Here is a 23844-nt window from a genome sequence, read left to right as displayed (position 1 = left end):
CGGCTCGGCGCGTCAGGCGACGCGCTCGCCGTCGAGGAACGCCGCCGCGGGTCCCTTGATTCGGACGTCCATCAGACTACCGACGATTCGGTACTCGCGGGAACCTTCCGACACCGCGTCCTCTACGCTCTTGCCGAGTCCCGGAAGGTCACCGTCGCCGGTCGGCTCGATGACGCCGTCGACCGTCGCCTCGAAGGTGGCGACCCTGTCGTCGGTCGGTCGAATCGTGAGGTACTGCTCTTTCTCCGCCTCCGAGACGCGTTCCGTCCCCACCGTCCCCGGCGATGGGGTCCCCACGGAACTCGTCTCGTAGAGGTTCTGCCGCATCAGTTCGTATTCGACCTCGGATCCGGCATCCGGGCCGTTCTCGTTGTCACATCCCATATCGGTTTCTCTGCTATTAACGAAATAAGTCTTGTGGTAATATGGGTATGGATGCCGCTGAAAGTGGCGTATTTGGGTCTTTCAGAGTTTCTTGAATAGCGGCAATCGTAGAATATCAGTTGCCGTATAGACTGTTTTTAAGCGGGCATTATTCGGGGTTTGGGCGGGAAACGCCGGCGGCGTCAGATCTCGATGTACTCGAAACCGGCATCGCGCCACGCGTCGCCGTCGAGTAGCGAGAATCCATCCAGCAGGACGCGGCCGTCCATCAACTCGGCCGCCTCCGCCGGGTCGATATCGCGGAAAACGTCGTGGCCGGCGGACACGATGGCGGCGTCGGCGCCCGTCAGCGCCGTCTTGAGGTCGACGAGGTTTATCGCGCCGTTCTCCACGTGGGGGTCGTGGACGCGGACGTCCACGTCGTCCTGCGTTGCGCGGCCGCCGTCTGCGGCGGTCGTGTACGTCTCCTCGGTGGTCGGAGCGGTGAGTCGCTCAACCAGTCGCAGACCGGGGCTGTGGCGCGCGTCGTCGACGTTTCCTTTGTAGGCGATGCCGAGGACGGCGACGCTGGCACCGTCGAGCGTCCCGAGTTCGTCTTCGAGCAGTTCGACCACGAAGTCGACCATTCCGTCGTTGACGCGACGAGCGCTGGCGATGAGGTCCAAGGAATCGGAGAACTGTCCGAGGAACCAGGGATCGATCGGGAGGCAGTGGCCGCCGACGCCGGGACCGGGATTGAGAATGTCGACCCGGGGATGAACGTTCGCCAGTTCGATCGCGTCGCGCGAGCGGATGCCGTAGTCACCGGCCACGCGCGCGAGTTCGTTCGCGAACGCGATGTTCACGTCGCGGTAGGCGTTCTGCGAAAGCTTCACGAACTCGGCCGTCGTCGCGTCGGGCGCGCGGTGGATTGTTCCCTCGACGAGAGGTTCGTACAGCGCGATAGTCTCGTCGGCCGACCGCTCGTCGATGCCGCCGATGATACGGTCGTTGTGGATCAGTTCGTAGGTGATGTTCCCGGGGAGCACCGTCTCCGGGCAGTGTGAGAGCGAGAAGTCCTCGCCGGGCGTCAGTTCGGACGCCCCGAGGATGGGCGCGAGCACCTCTTCGGTCGTCCCCGGCGGGACGGTGGATTCGAGGATGACCATGTCGCCCTCGCGGAGATGCTCCGCGACGGTCCGACCGGCCATCTCTACGTACGCGAGGTCGGCGCGCTTGGACTCCTCCTCGTAGGGTGTCGGTACACAGATGATGTGACAGTCGGCTTCGACTACCTCGTTCGACGGTTCGAAGCCGGCGTCGAGAGCGTCGAGGACGTACTCGCGGAGGTCCTCTTCCGTGGTCCGCGGTTCACCCGCGCGCAGGTCTTCGACGAGTTCCTCGTCGGGGTCGTAGCCGACCACGTCGTGGCCGTTGTTCGCGAACAGTGCTGCCGTCGCCAGTCCGATGTAGCCGATTCCGTGTACACAGATCTTCATGAGGGGACCTCCGCCGCGTCGGGTTCCGCTCCGGCGGCGAGCGTGTCGAGTATCCGTTCCGCCGCTCGGCCGTCCCCGAACGGGACGTCCCAGTCGGCGGGTTTGCCGAGCATCGTCGACCCCGCCTCGACGACGTCGTCGGGGTCGAGTCCGGCCAGGCAGTTCGCGCCCACGTAGGCCGTCTCGGGGCGTTCCGTGCTGTAGCGCAGCGTCACGCACGGCGTTCCGAGGATGCACGTCTCCTCTTGGACGCCGCCGGAGTCGGTGAACGCCAGTGCGGCGGCCGACTCCGCGCGCAGGAAGTCGAGGAAGTCGAGCGGTTCGACCGTCCGAATCTCTTCGGGGACCGAGAGGTCGAACTCGTCGAGCCGCGACTGCGCGCGCGGGTGGATGGGGTAGACGACCTCGCGGTCGGTCTCCCGGGCGAACCGGGAAACGCCCTCTAACAGTCGCGCGAAGTTCTCGCGGTCGTCGACGTTCTCCGCGCGGTGGGCGGTGAGGAGGTAGAACTCGCCCTCCTCGACGCCGAGTTCGGCGAGGATGTCGCTCTTCTCGGCGGCGAGTTCGCGGTACTCGTACAACGAGTCCACGATGGTGTTCCCGGTGACGACGATTTGGCCGCCGACCGACTCGCGTTCGAGGTACCCCCTCGTCTCCTCGGTCGGAGCGAAGAGGTACTCGGAGACGTGGTCGGTCACGACCCGGTTGATCTCTTCGGGCATGTCGCGGTCGAAACTCCGGAGGCCCGCCTCGACGTGACCGACGGGGATGTTCGACTTCGCGGCCGCGAGGGCACCCGCGAGAACGGAGTTCGTGTCTCCCTGCACGAGAACGACGTCCGGGGCGTGTTCGTCGAGAACGTCCTCGACGCCCTCGAGCATCCGGCCGGTCTGTTCGCCGTGCGAACGCGAGCCTATCTCGAGGTTGTAGTCCGGTGCGGGAAGCTCCAACTGATCGAAGAACACCTGGTCGAGGTCGTCCGAGTAGTGCTGTCCGGTGTGAACGAGCAGACAGTCCACGCCGCGGCGGTCGCACGCCTTGATGAGGGGCGCGCACTTGATGATCTCCGGCCGCGTTCCTAGGACGATAGCCACCTGCGACGGCCCGTCCTCGGCCGTCATCGACGACCCCGAGCCGGACGCTCGACGCGCGCGGCGCCGCCGTCGGTTCGTTCGACCGCGTTCCTGTGAGTGTTCATGTATCGTTCTCTACCCTATCGGGGGTCCCGTACACGCTTTGTTATAGGGAACCTGTACGCGCAGAGAACACTCGGAATCGAAAGACTGCGGCGCCGAGACGACGTTCTTCGGTCTCTCGCTTCTCGCGTCCGCCGTCGGCCGATATCGACCCGCGTCGGCTCCGACGACGAGGCGGAGACGACGGTTCGGCCCGAATCGAGTGGGGTGGTGTGTCTGAGCCTCCGCTCGCACCGTCCAGCGGGAAGGCGGCGAAAAAACCGCAGAAGGCGCTCGTCGTTCGAGCGTGAGGGCTACGAGCCTGCATTCGGTCACCGATACAAGAGGGTCGCCGCGCCGGTTCGTTCGCGCCGGCGCTATTCGTTCAACGAGACGTACTGGTTCTCCCATCGTCGCCGCTCTCTGATGGCTTCCTCGCCCGTCTCGGAAATCGTGTAGTAGTTGGTGCGTCTGTCCTGTTGACCTTTGTCGACGAGACCGTCCTCGACGAGCGCGTCGAGGTTCGGATACAACCGACCGTGGTTGACTTCGCCGACGTCCTTGCCGATTCGCTCTTTAATCTCCTGACCGGACGGACGGTCGGAGCCTGCGATTACGTACAGGAGGTCCCGCTGAAAGCCTGTTAACTCGAACATCTCGGATTCGAGCCATCATTTGTCCCCATGTGGTATTGTTAGCCACCGGTATACGTTCGGTGTCCGTGTATTAACATCGCTCCTAGGCTTCGCTTTCCCCCCTTCGTTTCCATCTGTCGTCATCTCTCCGACTAATGGCAGGATTTATTCCGAGCTATCAGAACAGAATATATGCGCCAGCCGGCGGGCGCGCGGCGTTGGTTCCCCGGGGCAACGTGACCGGTAGGCGCCGCCGTAACGGTATAAGCGAGTCGATAACAAAGATACTGAGTCGAATACGTTCATCCGACGATTCGCACCGACAGTCGCGGGCGCGCGGGATGCGATACGCCTGACACGAAATGAGATGATCAACCTATCCAAAGACGAACTGTTCCGTATACTCAGTAACTCTCGTCGTCGCTACATCATCTACTATCTCCACGAGGCCGGAGACGAGATGAGCCTAAAGCAGTTGGCCGCCCGGATCGCGGCCGTCGAGAACGGCACATCTGTAGAAGATGTAACGGACGAGGAGCGACAGCGAGTGTACATCTCGCTGTATCAGACACATCTCCCTAAGCTAGAGGAGGCGGGAATCGTCTCGTACGACGACGAGGAGCGCATCGTCGCACTCACCGACGAGATTGCGAACGAGGGGTTCTTTTGGATGCAGACCGATGAGGAGTCTCGGTCGTGGGCGACCTACTACGCCGCGCTGGGCGTCGTCGGGTGGCTCGCTATCCTCGCGCGCGCCGTCGCGCTTCCCGTATTCGCGACGCTTCCCTGGTTCGCCATCGCAGCGCTGATTTCGACTGCGTTGCTTGCGCTCGTCGGGGCCCAGTACCTCACGGAATCTGGCGACGACGATACCAGCAACTCCTTCGAGACGCTCATCGAGTGAGCGCCGGATCGGTCGGACACCGTCCGACGGCCATCCCTCTCCGATAATTTTCTCATTATGTGTCATTACTTTCGCACTGTGCAGCCGCTGCGACCCACCTTCGACCCGCCGACGCCACGTTCCCGGGTTAGAACGAATTCCGGCTCTCTAGTCCCGTTAGTCGCCCGATTCGGCTCGGTTAGTAGTTCGATTTCCTGGTTGTAGTTGATTAATCTCCGGAGAGTCAGTTTTAAAAAATACTCTCGTAGTGCGGGTGGAAGCAGATACTGCAACTGAAAGGCAGGTATATCAGGGACGCTGTAGAAAGGGTAGTTGACCTCTCGTGCGGGTCGAACCAGCGACGTTAGGATGCCACCCACCGCGGACCAATCGAGAAATATCAAATTAACCTGGTGGTTGGCGCCGAAGACCGCCGCAACGGTACTCTCAACGAGAGGGAGGTAGGCAGATGGCACTCGAAACACTCACCCAATCCGACGCGAAAGACGCCTCGACCCCCGAGGCGGACGCAGAAATCGAGCAGCAGAAACAACAGGAGGAAGAGGTTCAAGAACTCCTCTCGAAGGACACCATCTTCGAGCTTCTGAAGAACCAGCGTCGCCGCGACGCGATCCAGTACCTCAAGCAGAACGACGGCGAGGCCAAACTCGGCGACATGGCAGAGTTCATCGCCGCGAAGGAGAACGACATCGACATCGCGCAGCTGTCATCGAGTCAGCGCAAGCGCGTGTACATCGGGCTCTACCAGTGTCACCTTCCGAAGATGGCCACCTCGGGCGTCATCGACTTCGAGAAGAACCGCGGTGACATCACGCTGAAGCCGACGGCCGAGCAGCTCGAACCGTACCTCGGTGATTCGACGCCGGAAACCGAAGATTCGACGGCCCCCACGTCGAAGCGAAACGCCGCCGTCGCGGGCACGGTCGGTGTCGGCGTCGCGGCCGGTCTCCTCGGGGTTCCCGGCTTCGCTCTCGTCCCCGACGCGGCGTGGGCAGTCGTAAGCACCACGGCACTCGTGGTGCTCACCGCCATGGAGACGTACCGCCAGCACGAACTCGACGACTGAAACCGAACGGTCGGCGGTAGCTTTCTTCGATTTTTTCGGACCTTCCAGCCGAGGTGCTCGTCCGCACCGCGCGTTCGTCTTTTCGCATGCAGTAGACTCTCTCACAACACCCCCGTTCTCGGGGGCTCTCCCCTAGGGGTCACGACGGTGCTTCCGCCATCATCGGGACTGGATAGCACTCCTCATCGGCCCGCGTCGTCTCACCCGCTCGTTTCTTCTTTCGATCCTGTCGTTCTCTCTTCTGTTATTGTGTCTGACGACAGACAGGGCACGTTAGGTAAGATTAGTGACTAATTGTTCGCTACACCGGCGCCTCAGTCCCTTAAACACCCGAATCAGGGAGCGTATTCTCGGACAGGGGCGGCGACAGCGGTCCATTGCGGGTAAAAAACGCTGCCTATAACAATGCCCGTTCGGGGCATTACTGTGGGTATGCCACTACGATCCGCCCCGCCGAGCGGCACGACGCGGGTTCGCCCGTGCCGGGAGGTACACGGATGAGCGAGATCCGAGAGGCGGTCGTCCTCGCTGCGGGCGAGGGCAAGCGGCTCCGTCCGCTCACGAAGTACCTTCCGAAGCCGATGATGCCCGTCGCGAACCGGCCGGTCGTGGATTACGTCCTCGACGCGCTGGTGGAGAGTGGCATCGAACGCGTCGTCGTCGTCGTTGGCTATCGCGGGGACCGCATCCAAACGCACCTCACAGCGACGCACGACGATGCGGACATCGAGTTCGTCCAACAGCCGTCGCGTCTCGGAAGCGGCCACGCGCTCATGCAGGCGGCTGGCGTCGTCAACGGCGACTTCCTCGTCGTCAACGGCGACAGCATCATCGACGCCAACATCGTGTCGTCGACGCGGGAGCGGTACGAGTCGACGGACTGCGCCGCCACCGTGGCGGTCGCACACTCGGACACGCCCGAGGAGTACGGCGTGGTCATCACCGACCGCGGCCTCATCGCGGATATCGACGAACACCCCGTCGAACGCGAGGGATACCTCGTCAACGCGGGCGTGTACGCGTTCGATAGCTCGGTGTTCGACGCCCTCGACCAAACCGACCCGTGGCAGGGCGAGATTCGGCTGACGGACGCCATCGAACATCTAGATGGTCCGGTCACGTCCATCCTCGTCAACGGCGGCTGGCTCGACCCCTCGACGCCGTGGCAGTTGCTCTCGGTCTCCGAGACGCTGCTCGGGCGACAGTACGGATCCGACGTGTACGTCGCCGACTCGGCGCGCGTCCACGAATCCGCCGTCATCGAGGGGCCGGTCGTCATCGGCAAAGACTGCGATGTCGGTCCCGGTGCGGTTATCCGTCCGGGCACGTGTCTACAAGATAACGTCCACATCGGGGCTAACGCCGTCGTCGAGCGCTCCATCCTCTCGACGGACGCGCACGTGGGAGCGAACGTCCTCCTGCGCGACTCCGTCGTCGGATCGGGCGCCCGCATCGGCGACTGCGTCGCCTCCCCGGGCGGACGGGCGGACGTCGTCGTCGACGGCCGCATGTACACGAACCGCAGAATCGGAAGTATAGTCGCCGACCGCGCCACGGTCGGTGCGAACGCGACGTTAACGGCAGGTAGCAGCGTCGGCGCCGAAGCCACCGTCGGTGCCGGCGTAGTCGTGGACGGAACCGTCCGCGAGAAGTCTGAGGTGGCAGCTTAACAATGTGTGGAATTACCGCGTGCATCGGGCAAGACGATTCGGTCGAACCGCTGTTGAACGGTCTGCAGAAACTCGAATACCGGGGGTACGACTCCGCCGGTGTCGCAGTCAAAAACGGGAGCAAGATACAACTAGACAAGAAAGTCGGTGAGGTGTCCGAACTGGTCGCCTCCATCGAGTCCGATCCCATCTCGGGTAACCTCGGCATCGGCCACACCCGCTGGGCCACCCACGGCGGCGTGACCGACGACAACGCGCACCCGCACACCGACGAGGCGGGTCGCGTCGCCGTCGTTCACAACGGCATCATCGGGAACTACCAGTCGCTCCGGAAGGAACTGGAATCCCGGGGTCACGTCTTCGTCAGCGACACGGACACCGAAGTCGTCCCCCACCTCATCGAGGAGGAACTGAACAACGGCGCGACCGCGGAGGAGGCGTTCCGTTCGGCCGTGGCCCGCCTCTCCGGTACGTATGCCATCGCCGCCATCGTCGACAACGACGAGGCCATCTACGCGACCCGCTCGGGGTCGCCGCTCTGTCTCGGTATCGGACCGGGCCAGTACTTCCTCGCCAGCGACGTGCCGGCGTTCGTCCAGCACACCGACCAGGTCGTCTACCTCCACGACGGCGACTTCGTCGCCCTCGAACCCGACGGCTACGAGATCACCGACGGGGCGGGTCGCTCCGTTTCCCGAGAGGTCCAGCGCGTCGAGTGGAGCGCGGAGACGGCGAGTAAGGGCGGCTACGAGCACTTCATGCTCAAGGAGATTCACGAGCAACCCGGATCGCTCCGCAACACCATCCACGGTCGGCTCAACGCACTGACCGGGACCGTCGAACTCGACGAGTTCCCGCCGGAGACGTTCGCGGACGTCGACCAGGTACAGTTCGTCGGTATGGGCACCTCGTACCACGCCGCGATGTACGCCTCGTCGATGCTCTCCTCGCGGGGCGTCCCGGCGTACGCGTTCCAGGCCGGCGAGTACGGTCTGGTTCGACCCCCCGTTACCGACGGGACGCTCGTCATCGCCGTCACGCAGAGCGGCGAGACGGCAGACACGCTCGACGCCGTCCGCCGCGCGCAGAGCGCCGGCGCGGACACCGTCGCGGTCACCAACACCGTCGGTTCCTCCGTCACGCGCGAGTGCGACGACACGCTCCTCATCCGCGCTGGCCCCGAAATCGGCGTCGCCGCGACCAAGACGTTCTGTTCGCAGGTGACGGCGCTGTCGCTCCTCGGCGAACGGCTCGTCGAGGACATCACCGGCACCCGAACCTCCGACGGCCGCGACCTGGTCGAGGCGCTCTCGCGGCTTCCGGGTCACGTCCAAGAGATTCTCGACACCTCCGTCGCGCCGGCGCTGGCGAAGGAACTCGAGGACAGCGACTCGTACTTCTTCATTGGCCGGGGCATCGCGCACTCGGCCGCGTTGGAGGGGGCGCTGAAGTTCAAGGAGATCACCTACGAACACGCGGAGGGCTTCGCCGCCTCAGAGCTCAAACACGGACCGCTGGCGCTGGTCACGCCGGACACCCCGGTGTTCGCGCTGTTCACCGGTTTCGAGGACGAGGCGACGCTCAGCAGCATGAAGGAGGTGCAGGCCCGCGGCGCGCCCGTCATCGCGGTCACCAGCAAAACGGACAGCGAGATAGCGGAGTTCGCCGACTACGTCCTCTCCATCCCGGAGACTCACCCCGACGTCGCCGGCATCCCGGCCAGTGTCCAACTCCAACTGGTCGCCTACCACGCCGCCGACCTGCTCGACCGACCCATCGACAAGCCGCGCAACCTGGCGAAGTCGGTGACGGTCCACTGACCTGAGCGGAGAGACGCGCACGGCCGTCGCCGGTACCGTCTTCGGAGACGGTACGAACCGAAGAGCCGCGCGACGGCTCTAGTAAAACATCTGTCTATTCCGCGTCGGAACATCCGAATAACGTGACCTTTAACCGCGAGAACCGGTCTGTAGCGGACACTCGCAGTTTCTGCAGCTAGTTCTCAACTTCGCGTAAGGGGAGCTTACGCCCACCGGTACGATCGGACTACTCGCTCGGAGCACCCGGTATGCAGTGATTACATAAGGGGGGCTCTCCCGATAGGTGCTCCTATGGCAGCGAGCACACACTGGGTCGCATCATCATCCCTCCTTCTCGAGGAGGTCGACAGCGACGACCTTCTCGACGCACTCGGCGACGAGGTCGCACGCGAGATTCTCGTCGCGGGCAAGGAAGGGCCGGTCACGGCAGAGGAGTTGGCAGACTCCTGTGACGTCTCCGAGTCCACGATCTACCGTCGCCTCGACCGTCTGAACGAACTCGGTCTCGTCGAGCGCTGCAACCCGCTTCTCAGCGCCTCGAAGGGCTCCTACCAGACCCGCATCGACGGACTCTCGCTCTCGGTCGACGAGAACGGGATCGGCGTCCAGCAGGGCCCCAGCGACTCCAAACTCGACGCGATGGAGACGGTCCTCGACGTCGTCGACGTCCAACACGTGAACTACGACGCCGAGGAGGACCTCGTCGACGTGCAGTTCAAACTCGACCCCGAACTGTTCGAGACGTTCATGCGCGTCTACAACAGAAAGCGCGACCGCTAGCTTCGGTCGAATCTCCCTTCTCCCCCTGCCAAGGGGAACGCGCGGCGTGGCCCCCCGCGTCCGCGCACCGCTCGTTCGATAGCGAAGCCGAAAAGAAAGTCCGTCGCCCGCGCCTCAGCGGTCCCGGGTGACCGATTCGCCCGGCATCACGGTCGCTTCGGGCGATAGTACGACGCCGGCGTTGAGACTACTGTTGATACCCGTCTTCACGCCGTCGCCGACGATGACGCCGAGTTTCCGACGGCCCGTGTCCACGCGGCGTTCCTTCACTGTCAGCGTCACCGTCTCGCCGTCGTGGCGGAGGTTGGCGACTTTCGTCCCCGCGCCGAAGTTCACCTCGCGGCCGAGGACGCTGTCGCCCACGTACGAGAGATGTCCGACAGTCGCTCCATTCATCAGGATGCTGTTTTTTACTTCGACGGCGTGACCCACCTTCGCGTTCGGCCCGACGACCGTCGCGCCGCGGACGTAGGCGTTCGGTCCGACCGACGCGCCGGATTGAACGAGCGCCGGACCGTCGATGACGACGCCGGAGCGCACCACCGCGCCCTCCTCGACGACGACGGGACCGTTCAGTTCGGCGTCCTCGCTCACCTCGCCGTCGACTCGCTCTTCGATCTCTTCGAGTTTCCACTCGTTGGCCTCCAGAAGCTCCCACGGGCGACCGACGTCGAGCCACCGGTCGAACGCGACGGGTTGCACCTCGTAGGACTCACACGCCCGCGAGAGCACGTCGGTCAGTTCGAGTTCGCCGCGCTCGGACGCCTCCACGTCGAACAGCCACTCGTGAGCCTCCTCCGGGAAGACGTACGCCCCGGCGTTGATGAGGTTCGACGGCGGGTCGCTCGGCTTCTCGACGACGCCGGTGACGTTGCCCGACTCGTCGGTCTCCAAGACGCCGTAGGAGGTGGGGTCGTTCACCTCGAACGACCCTACCGCGGGACCGCCCTCGTAGAGATCCGAGAGCGACGGCACGTCGTAGAGCGCGTCGCCGTTCAGCACGGCGAACGGACCGCCTTCGAGTACTTCCAGCGCCGACCGAACGGCGTCGGCAGTGCCGAGTTGCTCTTCTTGTACCGCGTACTCGACGGAGACGCCCGCGTACTCGTCGCCGAAGAACGAGCGCACGTCATCGGCTTCGTACCCGACGACGAGAACCAACTCGGTCGCGCCGGCCTCTACGGCGGCATCGACGGTGTGCGCGACGAGCGGTTTCCCGGCCACGGGAAGCATCGGTTTCGGCCGCGCGTCGGTGAGCGGCCACATTCGGGTGCCAACGCCGGCGGCTAGAACTACAGTCTGCATACGGCCTCCTACGAGGGGGCACGGAAAATCTATTTGTTTGCTACGCGAGTCGCCGTGGCATTAGGTGGTATCTACCGCGTCCATGACGAGTTCGAGCGCCGCACGCGAGCGTCCCTCCGCGATGAGGGCCCACGCGCTGTCGGCTATCTGACCGCTGATCCGCCTCGACTGTTCGAGGCCGGTCACGATGCTAGGGACTTCGCTCTCGTACCACCCGCTGGATGCGCCGTCCGCCGCGTCGAGACTACCGGCATAAAAACGCCGGACGTTCGCACCGCGGTCATCGCCCCCACACTCGTCGTCCCGACCGACCGAACGGGAGCGGAGTCTCCTGGTTCGACCGCCGGTACGGGTGCGCCGCGGGATGAGGACTCGCGTCGGGCGGATCTGTCACCCGCTTCGGTCGCAGTCCGGGCACAGCGTCGTCACGGAGAGAGCCATCGTTCCGGTCACTTGCCGTGAGATCGGCGCGCCACACTGCGTACAGCGCGGTTGGCTCGTATCGCTTTGTGTCATCGTGTCCCATTCTACGCTCGCACGCCGTATGGTTATGGGGTCGCTGCAATATCCCCCTTTCCCGTCCCTTTCGGCCGTTTCTCCGGCCGAGAGCGCCTCTCGAACCCGTCGGACTCGCGTTCCGGTCGCTGCGCGCGACGGCCCCGGTTCGCGACCGCCCGGTGCGAACCGGGTTTCGGTCGTTCGATAGGGGGGTCTAAACGGGCCATTGAGCGCGGCTAAACCGAAGGTTGAACCGGCGTATCGTCCGGTTCGTCGCCGTCCCCGGCCGAACCGGGAAGGGCCACTCGGTCGCGGCCTTCAGCAGTCGACGGTCGCTTTCGCCCGCTGATTCGAGAGTCACCGTCCTGCCGCTCGTCGTTCGAACGAAAAACCAAACATTCACTCACAGCTGTATGTCTGTAACACCTTTTCGTTCTCGACTCGGTCGGCCCGCGGCGTCCGAACGGGGTCGGTGCCGCGTGCGTCGGCGTCGTTCGATCTCTCGGGAATTTCCTCAATATACGACCTCTGCGTCGACATAAACAGGTTACTCTATCAACCAGTAATGCCATGTAACGCATCGAAGAGTACCATATATGCGACATAAAATGTTCGCGAGGGGGACGATGGCGCGCCGAGGAGATGCTTCCTCCGAAGAGCCGAGTTCAGTCCGGTACGGCCGACTCCACACCCTTCACGGCGAGGACCGGAGGGGGACGAACAGCGTCCGGGGCCGGTTCGACTCGACTCGCACAGCGGCCCCGATGGGGTGGTTCGATGTCGAGTGACGACCGACAGACGACCTTCGCCCGCGTCGAGTGCGCGAAGTGCGGAACCATCGCCGGGGGCCGTCTGCTCTTCGACGTCGCCCTCCCCTCGGCGGACGGTCCGGACGGTCGGTTCCGCTGCCCGGCCTGCGGACACGTGAATTCCGTTCCGCGACCGTAGGAGTCCGTCCGAGAACGCGCGCAACCGACCTAAAGAGTTATTGTATCTCGTGCCACACGGTAACACGATGCTTCGACTCGCGTCTCGTCCGTTCGCTCGCTTCCTCGGCCGCACCGACTCCGGACCCGACCCGTGTCCGTCGTGCGGACTACTCCTCGGAAGGGGCGGAGATGCCTCGTACCACTGCGACGTGTACGGCGCCGCGCGCGTCGAACGCTGTCCCGAGTGCGAGGAGACGCTCTCGGTGCGTTCTATCGTTCCCACGGACATCTGACGCGAATAGACGCGAATACGGCCGGAGAGACGGACGGACCGCCGTCTCCGCTCCGCTACTCCTCGCCGACGCCGTGCTGCACGAACACAGTCTTTCTGTTCACGAACTCGTGGATACCTTCGACGCCGAGTTCGCGACCGTAGCCCGACTGCTTCACGCCGCCGAACGGCAGGCGGGGGTCGGACTTCGTGAGTTCGTTGACGAACACCGCGCCGGATTCGACGTCCGCGGCCACCTCCTTTCCGCGTTCGAGGTCCTCGGTCCAGACGCTCCCGCCGAGGCCGTACTGCGAGTCGTTCGCCAGCGCCACCGCCTCCTCCTCGCTCTCGACGCGGAAGACGGAGGCGACGGGGCCGAACATCTCCTCGCACCCGCCGGGGGAGTCGCGCGGCACGTCGGTCAGCACCGTCGGGGGATAGAAGTACCCCTCCCGGTCCATCGGTTCGCCGCCTGTCTCCACCGTCGCGCCCATCTCGACCGTCTCTTCGACCTGTTCTTGGAGGTCAGACATCAGGTCCTCGCGCGCCTGCGGACCGACGTTCGTCTCCTCGTTCTTCGGGTCGCCCACGTCGAGCGCTTCCATCTCGTCGACGAACTTCTCGACGAACTCGTCGTACACGTCGTCGTGGACGATGAACCGCTTGGCGGCGATGCAGGACTGCCCGGAGTTGATGGTCCGCGCCTGCGCTCCCGTCTCCGCCGCTTCGTCCAACGGTGCGTCGTCGAGGACGATGTACGGGTCGCTCCCGCCGAGTTCGAGGACGCTCTTCTTCAGGCTCTCGCCGGCCTGTTCTGCGACGGCGCGGCCGGCGGGTCCGCTGCCCGTCAGCGTGACGGCGCGCACCCGGTCGTCGGCGATGACGTCCTCTATCTGGTCGGAACCGACGAGCAGCGACTGGAAGACGTCCTCGGGATAACCGGCGTCGCGGAGCACCTCCTCGATGGCCAGCGCGCACCCCGGGACGTTCGAGGCGTGCTTCAAGAGGCCCACGTTCCCCGACGTGAGGTGCGGGGCCAAGAACCGGAACACCTGCCACAGGGGGAAGTTCCACGGCATGACCGCCAGAATCGGGCCCAGCGGGTCGTATCGGACGTACGTCTCCGCGTCCTCCGGCCCCTTCACGGTCTTCTCTTGGAGGTGTTCGCCCGCGTGTTCGGCGTAGTAGTCGCACACCCACGCGCACTTTTCGACCTCCGAGCGCGCCTGCGAGATGGGTTTGCCCATCTCTTCGGTCATCAACTCGGCGTACTTCTCCTCGTTCTCGCGGAGCACCTCACCCGCGTCCGCGAGCAGACGCCGGCGGTCGGTGAGCGACCACTCCCGCCACTCCTCGAAGGCGTCGTCCGCGCGAGACAGCGCCTCCTCGACGTCCGTCTCGTCGTGTTCGTCGTACTCCTCTCGAACCGACTCGGTGTATGGATTGACGCTCTGCACGGTGAAACCCTCTACCGAACGTCTCGGGCGGCGTGCGGATAACTCTCGGGGCCGCCGGAGCGACACCGCCGCAGTCCGCCGATTCGGCCTCCCGAACTCCGTTCGCTCGGCCGTCATGTTTACCACCGAACTCCGCGTTGCGTACTCCGTGTCGTATCAGACCACCGTCGGTTGGTCGCTCATCACATCCGGCATCGTGACGCTTCTGCTGGCATACCTCCCCTACCCATCGGTCTACTGGGGAATCGGGTTACTCGCACTCGGTGTCGTCGTCTTCGTCCTGCGACGCCTCTCCTGAGGAGTGAGCCTCGTCGTTCGGATACCACGTCCAGCGGAGCGCTGTCGGTTACTAACCGCATAACTCGGGGCGAAAGCCGGAGTAACGGAGACGATTGCCGGATGATATTCGAGATACAGGTCCCGATTCCAGCACGCGGATTCGTCTGCGCTTCTGAAAATCTGCGTGGAGGACCAATAGGCGGCAGAACGAGCGGGTTCGAAGTCGACGTTCGTCCGACGACCGCCCGAGGGGAGGCCGACTCCCGCCACTCCGGCGGCGTTCCGAACGACGTAACGGGATCGTATCGACAAAAACTAGGGCATAACAAAGTCTCTCTCGCCCCGATTTGTAACCGAAGGCCGAAGCGGCGGCGTCGACCCTCCACCCGTGCGGCGTTCGGAGTTCGGTCGGAGCGCCACCACGGGGACGGCCACCGAGAACTATGTACAAAGGAAAACAGATCGCAGTCGTCGTACCAGCCTACAACGAGGAGGGGTTCGTGGGGCGGACCATCGAGAGCGTTCCCTCCTACGTCGACCGAATCTACGCCGTCGACGACGGGTCCACCGACGGCACGTGGGACGAGATTCAGGCGACCGCGGGGCGCCTGAACGAGTCGTCGTGCGATCCCATCGCCGCCGACGGCGGCTACCGGGAGGGGTCGCGCGTCGTCCCCATCCGGCACGGGCGCAACAGCGGCGTCGGCGCGGGTATCAAGACCGGCTACTACCGCGCGATGGAGGACGACGCCGACATCGTCGCCGTCATGAACGGCGACGCGCAGATGGACCCCGCGGTGCTCCCGCACTTCCTCGACCCGTTGGCCGAGGGGCGCGCGGACTACGCCAAAGGGGACCGAATCAGCCGTCGGGAGAACGTCGGCGAGATGAGCACGTGGCGGTTGTTCGGCAACAAACTGCTCACGCACCTCACCAACCTCTCCAGCGGCTACTGGAAGACCATCGACTCGCAGAACGGCTACACCGCCGTCACCGCCGAGATGCTCGAACGCATCCCCTTAGAGGAGGTGTACGACCAGTACGGCTTCCTCAACGACATGCTCACGACGCTGAACCTCAACGACGCGCGCGTCGTGAACGTCCCGCACCGGGCGGTGTACGGCGACGAGCAGAGCGGCATCGTCTACCGACGGTTCGTCCCGAGTCTGTCGGGGCTGCTGTTCCAGAACTTCCTCCGCCGCCTCTATCACCGGTCGGACGAGCAGTCCTACCAACCCGCGGTGGTCGCGTACGTGGCGGGGATGCTTGGAATGTTCCTCGGCGTCGCGGCGACCCTCCGAGGTGTCTCCCGCGCGCTGCGCCGACGGGACGACGGGTCCGTTCTCCGGTCGCTGGGCGGGTTCCTCCTCAGCGCTCTCGCGTTCGCGGTGGGGATGTTCTTCGACCGGCGGGCCAACGCGCCGCTGGAGTTGGGTTTCGAGAGGGACGTCTCCGAGTACGACGACTGACCGACCTGAACCGTTCGATTCGAACCGTTTCGATCCCCTTTCGTTCGGCGAGACTCTTTTGCCCGTTCTGTCCCCGCTGTTTCTCCTTTCGACGTTCCGATGTCAGTCCAACAGCGCGAGTAAGAGCGTCGCCAGCGCCGTCGTGTTCTCGGCGGCGACCGTCGCGTCCGGCCGGGTTTCGGACCCGACGTACACCGTCTCGAACCCGTGCTCGCGGGCGGGAACGATATCCTCTTCGTAATCGTCGCCGACCAGGACGAACGTATCGGCGGGTAGCCGCTCTCTCGCCGTCACGAACATCTCCGCCTGCGGTTTCCGCGCTCCCACCTCGCTCGAGACAACGAGTTCGTCGACCCACTTGTCGAGACCGAGCACCTGTAGCTTGCGCCGCTGCACCGTCTCGTTCCCGTTCGTGAGCACGCCGATGTCGTGGCGCCGCGACAGGATGTCGAGGAGGTTCCGCACCTCCGGGGCGACGCGGGCGGAGGTCACCTCGGTGCGTACGAACGCCGCCGCCAGCACCTCCGGACGACCGATCAAGTCGTACTCTTCGCAGACGGCCTCGAAGGCGCGTTCGTACGGGTCGGAAGCGTACGCGTCGAGGGCGGCGTCGAGGGCGTCGGAGAACGCGTCCGTCATCTCCGTCGTCGTCTCCGTCGGGACGGACTGGTCGAACCACGCCGCGAAGGGGAGCGCGTAGCTCACGAGAGTGCCGTCCAGGTCGAAGTAGACGCTCGTCGTCATCGTTCCACCGATGGTCCGTACCGGAAAAACAGTTTCCGCCGCTGTCGTCGGTTCCTATCCATCGTCGGTTCAGAGGTACCCGAGGTCTTCGAGGTGGGCGGTCATCGACTCGTCGAACTCGGCGCGCTCTTCCCGTTCGGACCGCGGGCGACCGTAGGCGCTCGTCCACGCCTCGTACTGTTCGGCCAGTTCCGCCCGCGCATCGGGGCGTTCGGCGGCGACGTCGGTCACCTCGTCGGGAAGCGCGAACAGTTCCTCGCCGTCGTCGCTGCGCTGGTAGCGGTAGCGCTCGGTTCGGAGGCTGGTCAGGTCGCCGGCGTGGTAGCGCGAGGGGTCGAAGGAGTCGTCGCGCGCTCCGATGATGTCCATCTTGTGCGCGTGGCGCTCGCCGCCCCGTTGCGTGACGGCGAACTCGCGGCTCTCCTCCCGCAGGTCGATACCGACCGGCACCTCGGCGTCCACGCCCGCCTCGGCGAGCACTGTTTTCATCGCGTCGGCGTGCTGGACGAGTCCGTCGTGGCGCCCCGACAGACCGTCGACGCCGGCGACAACGAGGGGAACGTGCGAGACGGCGTCGTCGGCGACGACCATGTGCGCGAGCATCCCCTTCTCGCCGAACAGTTCGCCGTGATCGGAGGTGACGACGACGATGGGGTCGTCCAACTCCGCCTCGGCGCACTCGACGATACGCCGGAGCGTCTCGTCGACGTAGCGGATGCTCGCGTCGTACATCGCGTGCAGGGCGTCCCACTCGTCCTCGGAGAACGGCGCGCCGCGGGCGATGTAGCCGTGCAGGTCGTCGGACATCTCCATGGCGAACGCCAGCGCCTCCTCGACGGACATCTCGAACCCGTCGGCGTACAGGTCCTGGTACGGCTTCGGCGGATAGTAGGGGTGGTGGCTGTCCCCGAGGTGGACGTAGAGAAACAGATCCTCGTCGTCGCGGGCCGCCTCGCGGATGCGCCGCCGTGCGATGGCGTCGCTCAGGTAGCCGATGGAGTGTTTCGCGGTGTCGGTGGTGTACCCCGCCGAGTGGGCGTTCAGCTTCGTGAGATACCGCAGCACGGTCGGGACGCCCGCCTCCTCGATTAGCGTCGACTTGCCGAGGTACTGGAACCGGTCGAACCCGCGTGCGAGGCCCGTCGCCTCGCTCACCTGCGGGTTCGGCGAGACGCAGACCGTCCGGTAGCCCGCCCGCTGGAGCGCCTCGGGGATGGTGGGTACGTCGCGGGACAGGCGCGCCTCCTGCGACCAGGTCCGGTGCGCCGAGGAGGCCAATCCGGTGAGAATCGACGCGGTGGACGCCCGCGTCCAGACGTCGTGAGAGAAGCAGTTCGAGAACGCCGCGCCGTCGGCGCGGTCCGCGAGCGACCGCAGGAAGGGCGCCGTATCGCGGTGGTACCCGCCGAGAGGGGTGTGGTCCTGACGGACGCTCTCGAGGGTGACCCAGACGATGTCGCGTGACATTTGACGTGTACGTGCGACTCCAGCGTATTAATTCGTCAGCGGCTAACGCCGATTTCGGTCCGGAGGCTCGCCGTCGTCCGTTCTCGAAACGCCGCGTCTCAGCGGCGGGCGCTCGCGACGATGCCCCGGATGTTGCTGCTGATCCCCCAGTGGGACCACCGCTCGATGAGGGCGACCATCGCCACGTAGACCAACGCGCCGACGACGATGTTGATGACGAGTTCGGCTATCGAGGGGAGTTGCAGGGCCGCGTCGACGTACCAGACGACGCCGGCCATGACGGTGCTCGCGACGACCGGATAGCCCATCTCGCGCACCGTCTCGAACGGGCTGATGTCCAGCATCGACGAGGCGAGGTAGATGTCGATGGGCATCATCGGGAAGATGTAGATGACGGTGACGACGGCGGCGGTGCCGGCGATGCCGTAGCCCCACATCACCGTCACCGGGTAGATGGTGATAGCGATGAGGAGGACGCGGAGGCCGCCGAGTTTCGCTAAGATGTCCGGCCGACCCGTCGCCTTCCAGATGGGACCGAACGTCTGACCGAGCGCGCGCAGGAAGCCGTAGCCGGCGAGAATCTGCATCGGGAGGATCATCTCCGTCCACTCCTCGCCGAGGAACACCAACACGAAGTCGGGAGCGACGACGGCGATGCCGAAGGCCACGGGCGCGGAGATGAAGGCGTTCACCCGGAGCGTCTTCTTGAACGCGTCCCGCAGTTGCGCGGTGTCGTTCTGGAGCTTCGAGAACGCGGGGAACATGACGCTGGAGATGACGCTCGTCAGTTCGGTCGCCGGCGCGTTCGAGAAGCGGTACGCGTACTGGTAGAACGCCAGCGGCGCGGTGCCGAGAAAGGCGCTGACGAAGGCGTCGTCGCCCTCGCTGTAGAGGAAATACAGGATGGAGGAGCCGGTTATCCACTTACCGTAGTTGATGAGTTTGCCCGCGGACTCGCGGCTGAAGCTGAGGTTCGGCCGGTACTCGTGCAGGAGGTACGAGCCGCCGAGTCGGATCACGTCCGCGGCCACGTACCCGGCGGCGAGCGACATCGCCGTTGGTTCGACCAAGGCCCACCCGATGGCGACGACCACCGTCGCGATATCGCCGCCGACCCGGTAGACGAACTGTTTATGGAAATCGAGGTTCTTCTGGAAGTACACCATCCCGGGGTTGCGGAACCCGAGCAACAGCGGCGAGAGCCCGATGACGCGGATGAGCGTCGTCGTCTCCCCGATCAGGTCGTCGCTGAGGATATTGGCGATGAACGGCGCGGCCGCGTACAGCACCGAGAAGATGAGCAGACCGCGCGCCATCTCCAGTATCCACACTGTATTCAGGTGCTCGTCGACGTTCTCGTTTTCGTCCTGAACCAGCGCGGCGTTCAGCCCCACGTCAGTGAACTTCTGGACGCCGCTCAGCGCGAGGAGCGCGACACCGACCAGTCCGATCTGTTTCGGTCCGATGAGACGCGCCAGAACGACGAGCATCGCCAACTGCAGGGCCCGACCGAAGGCGTTCTGTCCCATCGCCCAGATGGCGCCCTTGACCACGCGTTCGGTGGTTCCGCCGGACGGGATAAGACGGCTGAGAAGTTCGCGGAGTCGGCTCACCGCCGACCCTCCGCGCGCATACGAGATTGCATTCTCTTTGTAGAAGCGAGGCATCCGGGCCTATCGTTATGGCGCTGGTAATGCTGGCCATTGTCTACCGTTCGCAAACCCGTTCGTCGGCGGTCGTCGCCCGATTTCGAGCGATTAGTGAGCGTCGAACAAAGACCGTCCCGGTCGAACTGCGGTTCGATGAGTCCCCGTTCGGACCAGCCGCTGGTCTCCGTGGTCCTCCCCGCCTACGGCCGCCCCGAGTACCTCGACGCCGCGGTCGAGAGCGTCGCCGACCAGACGTACGCTCCGGTCGAACTCCTCGTCGTCGACGACTGCTCGCCCGACCCCATCCGGCCCGTCGTCGACGCGGCCGAGACGGGTGCCCTCCACGACGTCCGCGTCCTCCGGCACGACGTCAATCGTGGCGCGTGCGCGGCCCGGAACACCGGTATCGAGGCCGCCAGCGGGGAGTTCGTCGCCTTCCTCGACGACGACGACTACTGGCGGGCCGAAGCGGTCGAACGGCGGGTCGACGCGTTCGAGTCGGCCGGCGACGACGTCGGGTTCGTCTACGCCGGACAGGAGTACGTCACGACCGACGGCGAGACGACGAACTACCGCGTTCCCGAGACGCGCGGGTGGGTCACCCGCGACCTCTTCCGCGGCGCTCCGCTCTGTCCGTTCTCCTCGGTGATGGTCCGTCGGTCGGCCGTCGAGGAGGCCGGTCCTCTCGACACTCGTTTCCCGAGTTGGCAGGACCGTGAGTGGTACCTCCGCCTCTCGGAGGTGTGCGCCTTCGAGGCCGTCGAAGAACCGCTCGTCGTCCGCCGCGTCGACTCCCACGGGAAGATCAGCGACGATTACGAGCGGAAGCGCGACGTGTCGTACCCGCTGTTCTTGGAGAAGCACCGCCCGCTCGCACGAAGATACGGGAAGCGACACGAGAACGCTCTCGTCGCGGCGCAGTCCCGGTCGCTCGCGCACTCGGCGCTGGAGAACGGCTACCACAACGACGCCGTCCGCCTCCTGCTTCGGAGCGTCCGATACGACCCGACGCAGACGTCGTCGTACCCGCTTCTCGCGGTCTCCCTCGGCGGCGAACGCACGGCTGAGGCGGCTCGGCGGCTGAAACGGCTCGGGGAACGGCTTCGCGGCCGACGCGAGTTCCGGTCGCTCGGCTCGGAGACGAACGTCTGAGTCGCCGCGCAAAACAGCGTCATCGGGCGGCGACGCGCCGGCCCCTCCGCTTATCGACCGAAGTTCACGACCGCGTCGCCGTTTATCTCCATCCGGGTGACGCTGCCGGAGAAGCGGTAGCCGTCCTTGCCGGACCCGACGACGCCGACGATGGCGCCGTCCATCACCTTATCTTCGAGCGAGTCGAACGAGTCCTCCCCGCTCGCGACGCTCAGGTCGGGGGCGGCCTCGATTGCTCCCGTGACGTAGACCTTGTACGTCCCGGGCGCGGCCGTGCGCTCCCCGTCGATGACGAGCGTGTTCGGGAGGTCGTCGTTGTCGCCAAGGTCGGCGGGGTCGGTTTCCGTGCCGTTGACCAGCACCGTCGCGTCGCCGGCCAACTGGAAGTCGGTTATCTCGCCGGCGTAGACGTACCGGTCTTCCTGGGCGGTGACGGCGCCCTCCGCGCTCTTCGTGGCGACGGAGAGGTCGTCGGTCTCCTCGGGGGAGACGGCTATCTCTTCCGAGACCGTGACCGCGTACGTCGCGCTGCTTCCGACGCCCTTCACGGTGAGCGTGTTCGGGAGGTCCGTCGCGGGGTCCGTCGGCGCCTCCTCGTCCGTACCGTACTCGTACTTCGCGGCGTCGATTTCCGTGCCGTTGACCTTCACCGTCGCGTACTCGCCGCCTTCTACCGAAAGGTTGGTGATACTGCCGGTGTAGTAGAACACGTCCATCCCGTCGGTCGGTCCGACGACGCCAGCGGCCGTCTGGGTCCCGGTGGTGTCTTCGAGGCCGGCGCCGCCGCGGACGATTTCGCCGTCGACGCCGACGACGTACCGCGTCTTGCCGCCGCCGGTGCTCTTGACGACGAGCGTGTTCGCCGAGAGCAGGTCCGGCGTCACCCGCGTTGAGCGCGAGCCGTCAGCCGTCTCGATGTAGTAGTTCGCGTACTCGGCACCAGACGCGGAAAAGTCCGTGACGTAGCCTTCGTAGAGATAGCTGTCGACGCCCGACTCGGGGCCGACGCTGTCGGCGACGGTGTTGTTCTCGACGACGCCCTCCGCGTCCGCGGCGGGCAGCATCCGACCGCTGGTCGTCAGCGTGAACTCCGTCTTGCCACCGCCGGTGCTCTCGACGCGGAAGCGGTACGGGAGGTCGAAATCCGAGGCTCCGTCCGAACCCTCTGCACCGTCGCCGTCGGACCCTTCGGACCCGCTCGGCGTCGAATCGGGGAGCGACGGCAGCGGGCAGCTTTCGCCCGAGGTGATGCCCGAGGTGGTGACGCTGCCGTTCTTGAACGTCGTCGAGCGGCCGCCGACGCTGACGTTCGTGTTCTCCACGACGGAACCGTCGCAGTCGTTGAGGAGGATGCCGTCGTTGTTGTTCGGCGAGGAGATACAGCAGTTGCGGATGACCGAGTTCGGTCGCCCCTCGAAGTACATCGCGGCTTTGTCCCACGACTCGCCGGTGACGCTCACGTTCTCCAGTTCCATCGCCAGCGGTTCGCCCGCCTCGTCGGTGGGGTTCTTCGCGTAGATGGGGATGGCCCGGCCGTCGTCCACGCGGACGCGCGTGTTCTTGATGACCGCGCCGCCCGTATCGGAGTTGATGTAGATGCCGGCGAGCGCCTGCTCGGTGTTCCGGATGATGACGTCGCAGTCCTCGATGACCGGCCCGGAGAAGCGCCGGTCGGCCGTCTGCGCCCAGATGGCGCGGTTGAGTTGGACGTTCTCTCCGTCGTTGTACGTCGATTCGACCTTCTCGTTCCGGGGGTCCCAGTCGTCGGTGTCCATCACGACGGTGCAGCGGCGGATGGCCGAGTCGCGCCCGGCGGTCCGAATCGCCGTGTGGACGACGTTCTTGAAGTAGCCGTCCTCGATGATGTAGTTCCCGTCACCCTTCCCGGTGTAGATGCCCGACTCCGACCCGTTGTGTATCTCGACGTTTCGGAGGTAGAGCGTCCCCTGATGGCCCCGACCCGACCAGATGTCGAGCGAACTCTTGGGGTAGCGCTGGAACTGCGTGGGGCCTTTTCTGTACAGGCCGTCGACGACGGCGACGCCCTCGGGGTCGGTGACGTTCGCGGCGAACATCTGTGGACCCGAGGGCGTCCAGCCGTCGTACTCGACGTTGCTGAGGTGGAAGTCGCGTTTGATGTTACCGCCCATCCCGACCGACGTGTCGTACTCCTCCAGTCGGTCGATGGTGAAGTCCTTCAGGACGACGCCTGCGGCGTTGTTGAAGTTGACCCACTGGAAGCTTTTTCCGCTCGACGGGACGAACCGAACCTTCGAGCGGTCGGCGGCGGTGCCGACGATGCCCGTTCGGTTCTCCAGACGGACCCGTTGGGTTATCTTGTACTCACCCGCGGGGAACTCGACGAGCGTCCCCGAGTCGCCGAGGGCGGCGCCGAGTTTCTCGTCGATTCGTTCGCCGCCGCTCGAGTCCATCCCGAGATCGTCGACGGCGTTCACCACGCGGTCGAACGTGACGCCCTCGCGTTCGATGCCCGCCGCGGCGGACGTTGACGCCGCACCGGCGCCGGCCACGACGGCGGCGGTGGCCGCGCCGAGTCGCAGTGCGTCGCGTCGCCCGAGTAGTCTCCCTCCATCCGTTCGGTCGGTCGCAGTACCTGTCTTGTTTCGAGATTCAGCCGGTCGTTCTGCCATGGACACTCTCTTAGAGTCAGATTAAGAAGATAAATGCATCGATTATTTCGGTCTCTACGCG

Annotated in this window: 21 protein-coding genes; 10 read left to right on the top strand and 11 right to left on the bottom strand. The window is 65.0% G+C overall.

The genetic code is table 11. The features are described from left to right. Window positions 1-12: 12 nt before the first annotated feature. The 4 genes from NDI76_RS17045 to NDI76_RS17030 form a co-directional block, all read right to left on the bottom strand. Window positions 13-384 (bottom strand): hypothetical protein, encoded by a 372-nt coding sequence (locus NDI76_RS17045; protein ID WP_310925346.1) that lies wholly within the window; start codon window positions 382-384, stop codon window positions 13-15. A gap of 182 nt (window positions 385-566) precedes the next feature. Then, window positions 567-1862 (bottom strand): nucleotide sugar dehydrogenase, encoded by a 1296-nt coding sequence (locus NDI76_RS17040; protein ID WP_310925345.1) that lies wholly within the window; start codon window positions 1860-1862, stop codon window positions 567-569. Further along, the gene (gene wecB / locus NDI76_RS17035; protein WP_310925344.1) at window positions 1859-2983 is read right to left on the bottom strand and encodes a non-hydrolyzing UDP-N-acetylglucosamine 2-epimerase; all 1125 of its coding nucleotides are present in this window, start codon (window positions 2981-2983) and stop codon (window positions 1859-1861) included. The genes NDI76_RS17040 and wecB overlap by 4 nt, the downstream gene beginning before the upstream one ends. Before the next feature lie 431 nt (window positions 2984-3414). Continuing rightward, window positions 3415-3693, bottom strand: a complete 279-nt coding sequence (locus NDI76_RS17030) for a PadR family transcriptional regulator (protein ID WP_310925343.1) — start codon at window positions 3691-3693, stop codon at window positions 3415-3417. A gap of 346 nt (window positions 3694-4039) precedes the next feature. On the opposite strand from NDI76_RS17030, the gene NDI76_RS17025 reads away from it, so the two are divergent. The 5 genes from NDI76_RS17025 to NDI76_RS17005 all read left to right on the top strand — a co-directional run bounded on the left by NDI76_RS17025 (window position 4040) and on the right by NDI76_RS17005 (window position 9912). Beyond that, on the top strand, window positions 4040-4576 hold the full coding sequence (locus tag NDI76_RS17025) for a DUF7344 domain-containing protein (RefSeq protein WP_310925342.1): 537 nt from the start codon (window positions 4040-4042) through the stop codon (window positions 4574-4576). Between the two features lie 448 nt (window positions 4577-5024). Then, a complete protein-coding gene (locus NDI76_RS17020) occupies window positions 5025-5642 on the top strand; it encodes a DUF7344 domain-containing protein (RefSeq protein ID WP_310925341.1) in 618 nt (205 codons plus the stop codon). Window positions 5643-6139: 497 nt separating this feature from the next. Further along, window positions 6140-7312 carry a sugar phosphate nucleotidyltransferase gene (locus NDI76_RS17015; protein WP_310925340.1) on the top strand — a complete coding sequence of 391 codons (1173 nt, stop codon included), beginning with the start codon at window positions 6140-6142 and terminating at the stop codon, window positions 7310-7312. A 2-nt stretch (window positions 7313-7314) separates the two neighbouring features. Next, window positions 7315-9132, top strand: coding sequence for a glutamine--fructose-6-phosphate transaminase (isomerizing) (gene glmS, locus NDI76_RS17010; RefSeq protein WP_310925339.1), 1818 nt, complete (start codon window positions 7315-7317; stop codon window positions 9130-9132). Between the two features lie 291 nt (window positions 9133-9423). Then, window positions 9424-9912: an ArsR/SmtB family transcription factor gene (locus NDI76_RS17005; RefSeq protein WP_310925338.1), complete on the top strand. Its 489-nt coding sequence runs from the start codon at window positions 9424-9426 to the stop codon at window positions 9910-9912. Between the two features lie 114 nt (window positions 9913-10026). Here the strand turns inward: NDI76_RS17005 and glmU are convergent, their stop codons facing one another. After that, a complete protein-coding gene (gene glmU, locus NDI76_RS17000; RefSeq protein WP_310925337.1) occupies window positions 10027-11217 on the bottom strand; it encodes a bifunctional sugar-1-phosphate nucleotidylyltransferase/acetyltransferase in 1191 nt (396 codons plus the stop codon). A gap of 60 nt (window positions 11218-11277) precedes the next feature. Beyond that, window positions 11278-11403, bottom strand: coding sequence for a hypothetical protein (locus NDI76_RS16995; RefSeq protein WP_310925336.1), 126 nt, complete (start codon window positions 11401-11403; stop codon window positions 11278-11280). A 1089-nt stretch (window positions 11404-12492) separates the two neighbouring features. Here NDI76_RS16995 and NDI76_RS16990 point away from each other — a divergent pair. Together NDI76_RS16990 and NDI76_RS16985 are read left to right on the top strand one after the other, a co-directional pair. Then, window positions 12493-12663 carry a hypothetical protein gene (locus tag NDI76_RS16990; RefSeq protein ID WP_310925335.1) on the top strand — a complete coding sequence of 57 codons (171 nt, stop codon included), beginning with the start codon at window positions 12493-12495 and terminating at the stop codon, window positions 12661-12663. Between the two features lie 67 nt (window positions 12664-12730). After that, window positions 12731-12937, top strand: a complete 207-nt coding sequence (locus tag NDI76_RS16985) for a hypothetical protein (protein ID WP_310925334.1) — start codon at window positions 12731-12733, stop codon at window positions 12935-12937. A gap of 55 nt (window positions 12938-12992) precedes the next feature. Here NDI76_RS16985 and NDI76_RS16980 read toward each other — a convergent pair whose 3' ends face one another. Next, window positions 12993-14372 carry an NAD-dependent succinate-semialdehyde dehydrogenase gene (locus NDI76_RS16980; protein ID WP_310925333.1) on the bottom strand — a complete coding sequence of 460 codons (1380 nt, stop codon included), beginning with the start codon at window positions 14370-14372 and terminating at the stop codon, window positions 12993-12995. A gap of 148 nt (window positions 14373-14520) precedes the next feature. On the opposite strand from NDI76_RS16980, the gene NDI76_RS16975 reads away from it, so the two are divergent. Then, window positions 14521-14670 carry a hypothetical protein gene (locus tag NDI76_RS16975; protein WP_310925332.1) on the top strand — a complete coding sequence of 50 codons (150 nt, stop codon included), beginning with the start codon at window positions 14521-14523 and terminating at the stop codon, window positions 14668-14670. A 424-nt stretch (window positions 14671-15094) separates the two neighbouring features. After that, the gene (locus NDI76_RS16970) at window positions 15095-16120 is read left to right on the top strand and encodes a glycosyltransferase family 2 protein (protein WP_310925331.1); all 1026 of its coding nucleotides are present in this window, start codon (window positions 15095-15097) and stop codon (window positions 16118-16120) included. A gap of 102 nt (window positions 16121-16222) precedes the next feature. Here the strand turns inward: NDI76_RS16970 and NDI76_RS16965 are convergent, their stop codons facing one another. The 3 genes from NDI76_RS16965 to NDI76_RS16955 form a co-directional block, all read right to left on the bottom strand. Beyond that, window positions 16223-16864 carry an HAD family hydrolase gene (locus tag NDI76_RS16965; protein ID WP_310925330.1) on the bottom strand — a complete coding sequence of 214 codons (642 nt, stop codon included), beginning with the start codon at window positions 16862-16864 and terminating at the stop codon, window positions 16223-16225. 69 nt (window positions 16865-16933) lie between these two features. Beyond that, window positions 16934-18331, bottom strand: coding sequence for a sulfatase (locus tag NDI76_RS16960; RefSeq protein ID WP_310925329.1), 1398 nt, complete (start codon window positions 18329-18331; stop codon window positions 16934-16936). 98 nt (window positions 18332-18429) lie between these two features. Then, window positions 18430-19944, bottom strand: a complete 1515-nt coding sequence (locus NDI76_RS16955) for a lipopolysaccharide biosynthesis protein (protein WP_310925328.1) — start codon at window positions 19942-19944, stop codon at window positions 18430-18432. A gap of 189 nt (window positions 19945-20133) precedes the next feature. Between NDI76_RS16955 and NDI76_RS16950 the strand changes: the two genes are divergently transcribed. Then, complete coding sequence (locus NDI76_RS16950; protein ID WP_310925327.1) at window positions 20134-21132, top strand: glycosyltransferase family 2 protein; 999 nt, start codon at window positions 20134-20136, stop codon at window positions 21130-21132. A gap of 50 nt (window positions 21133-21182) precedes the next feature. On the opposite strand, the gene NDI76_RS16945 is transcribed toward NDI76_RS16950, so the two are convergent. Beyond that, entirely contained in the window at window positions 21183-23783 is a 2601-nt protein-coding gene (locus NDI76_RS16945) for a hypothetical protein (RefSeq protein ID WP_310925326.1), read from the bottom strand. Window positions 23784-23844 lie beyond the last annotated feature (61 nt).

Source organism: Halogeometricum sp. S1BR25-6, assembly GCF_031624495.1.
In the GTDB taxonomy this organism is placed as follows: Archaea; Halobacteriota; Halobacteria; order Halobacteriales; family Haloferacaceae; genus Halogeometricum; species Halogeometricum salsisoli.
Note: the sequence above shows the minus strand (reverse complement) of the source record. Positions and strands in the feature narration are given on the sequence as shown.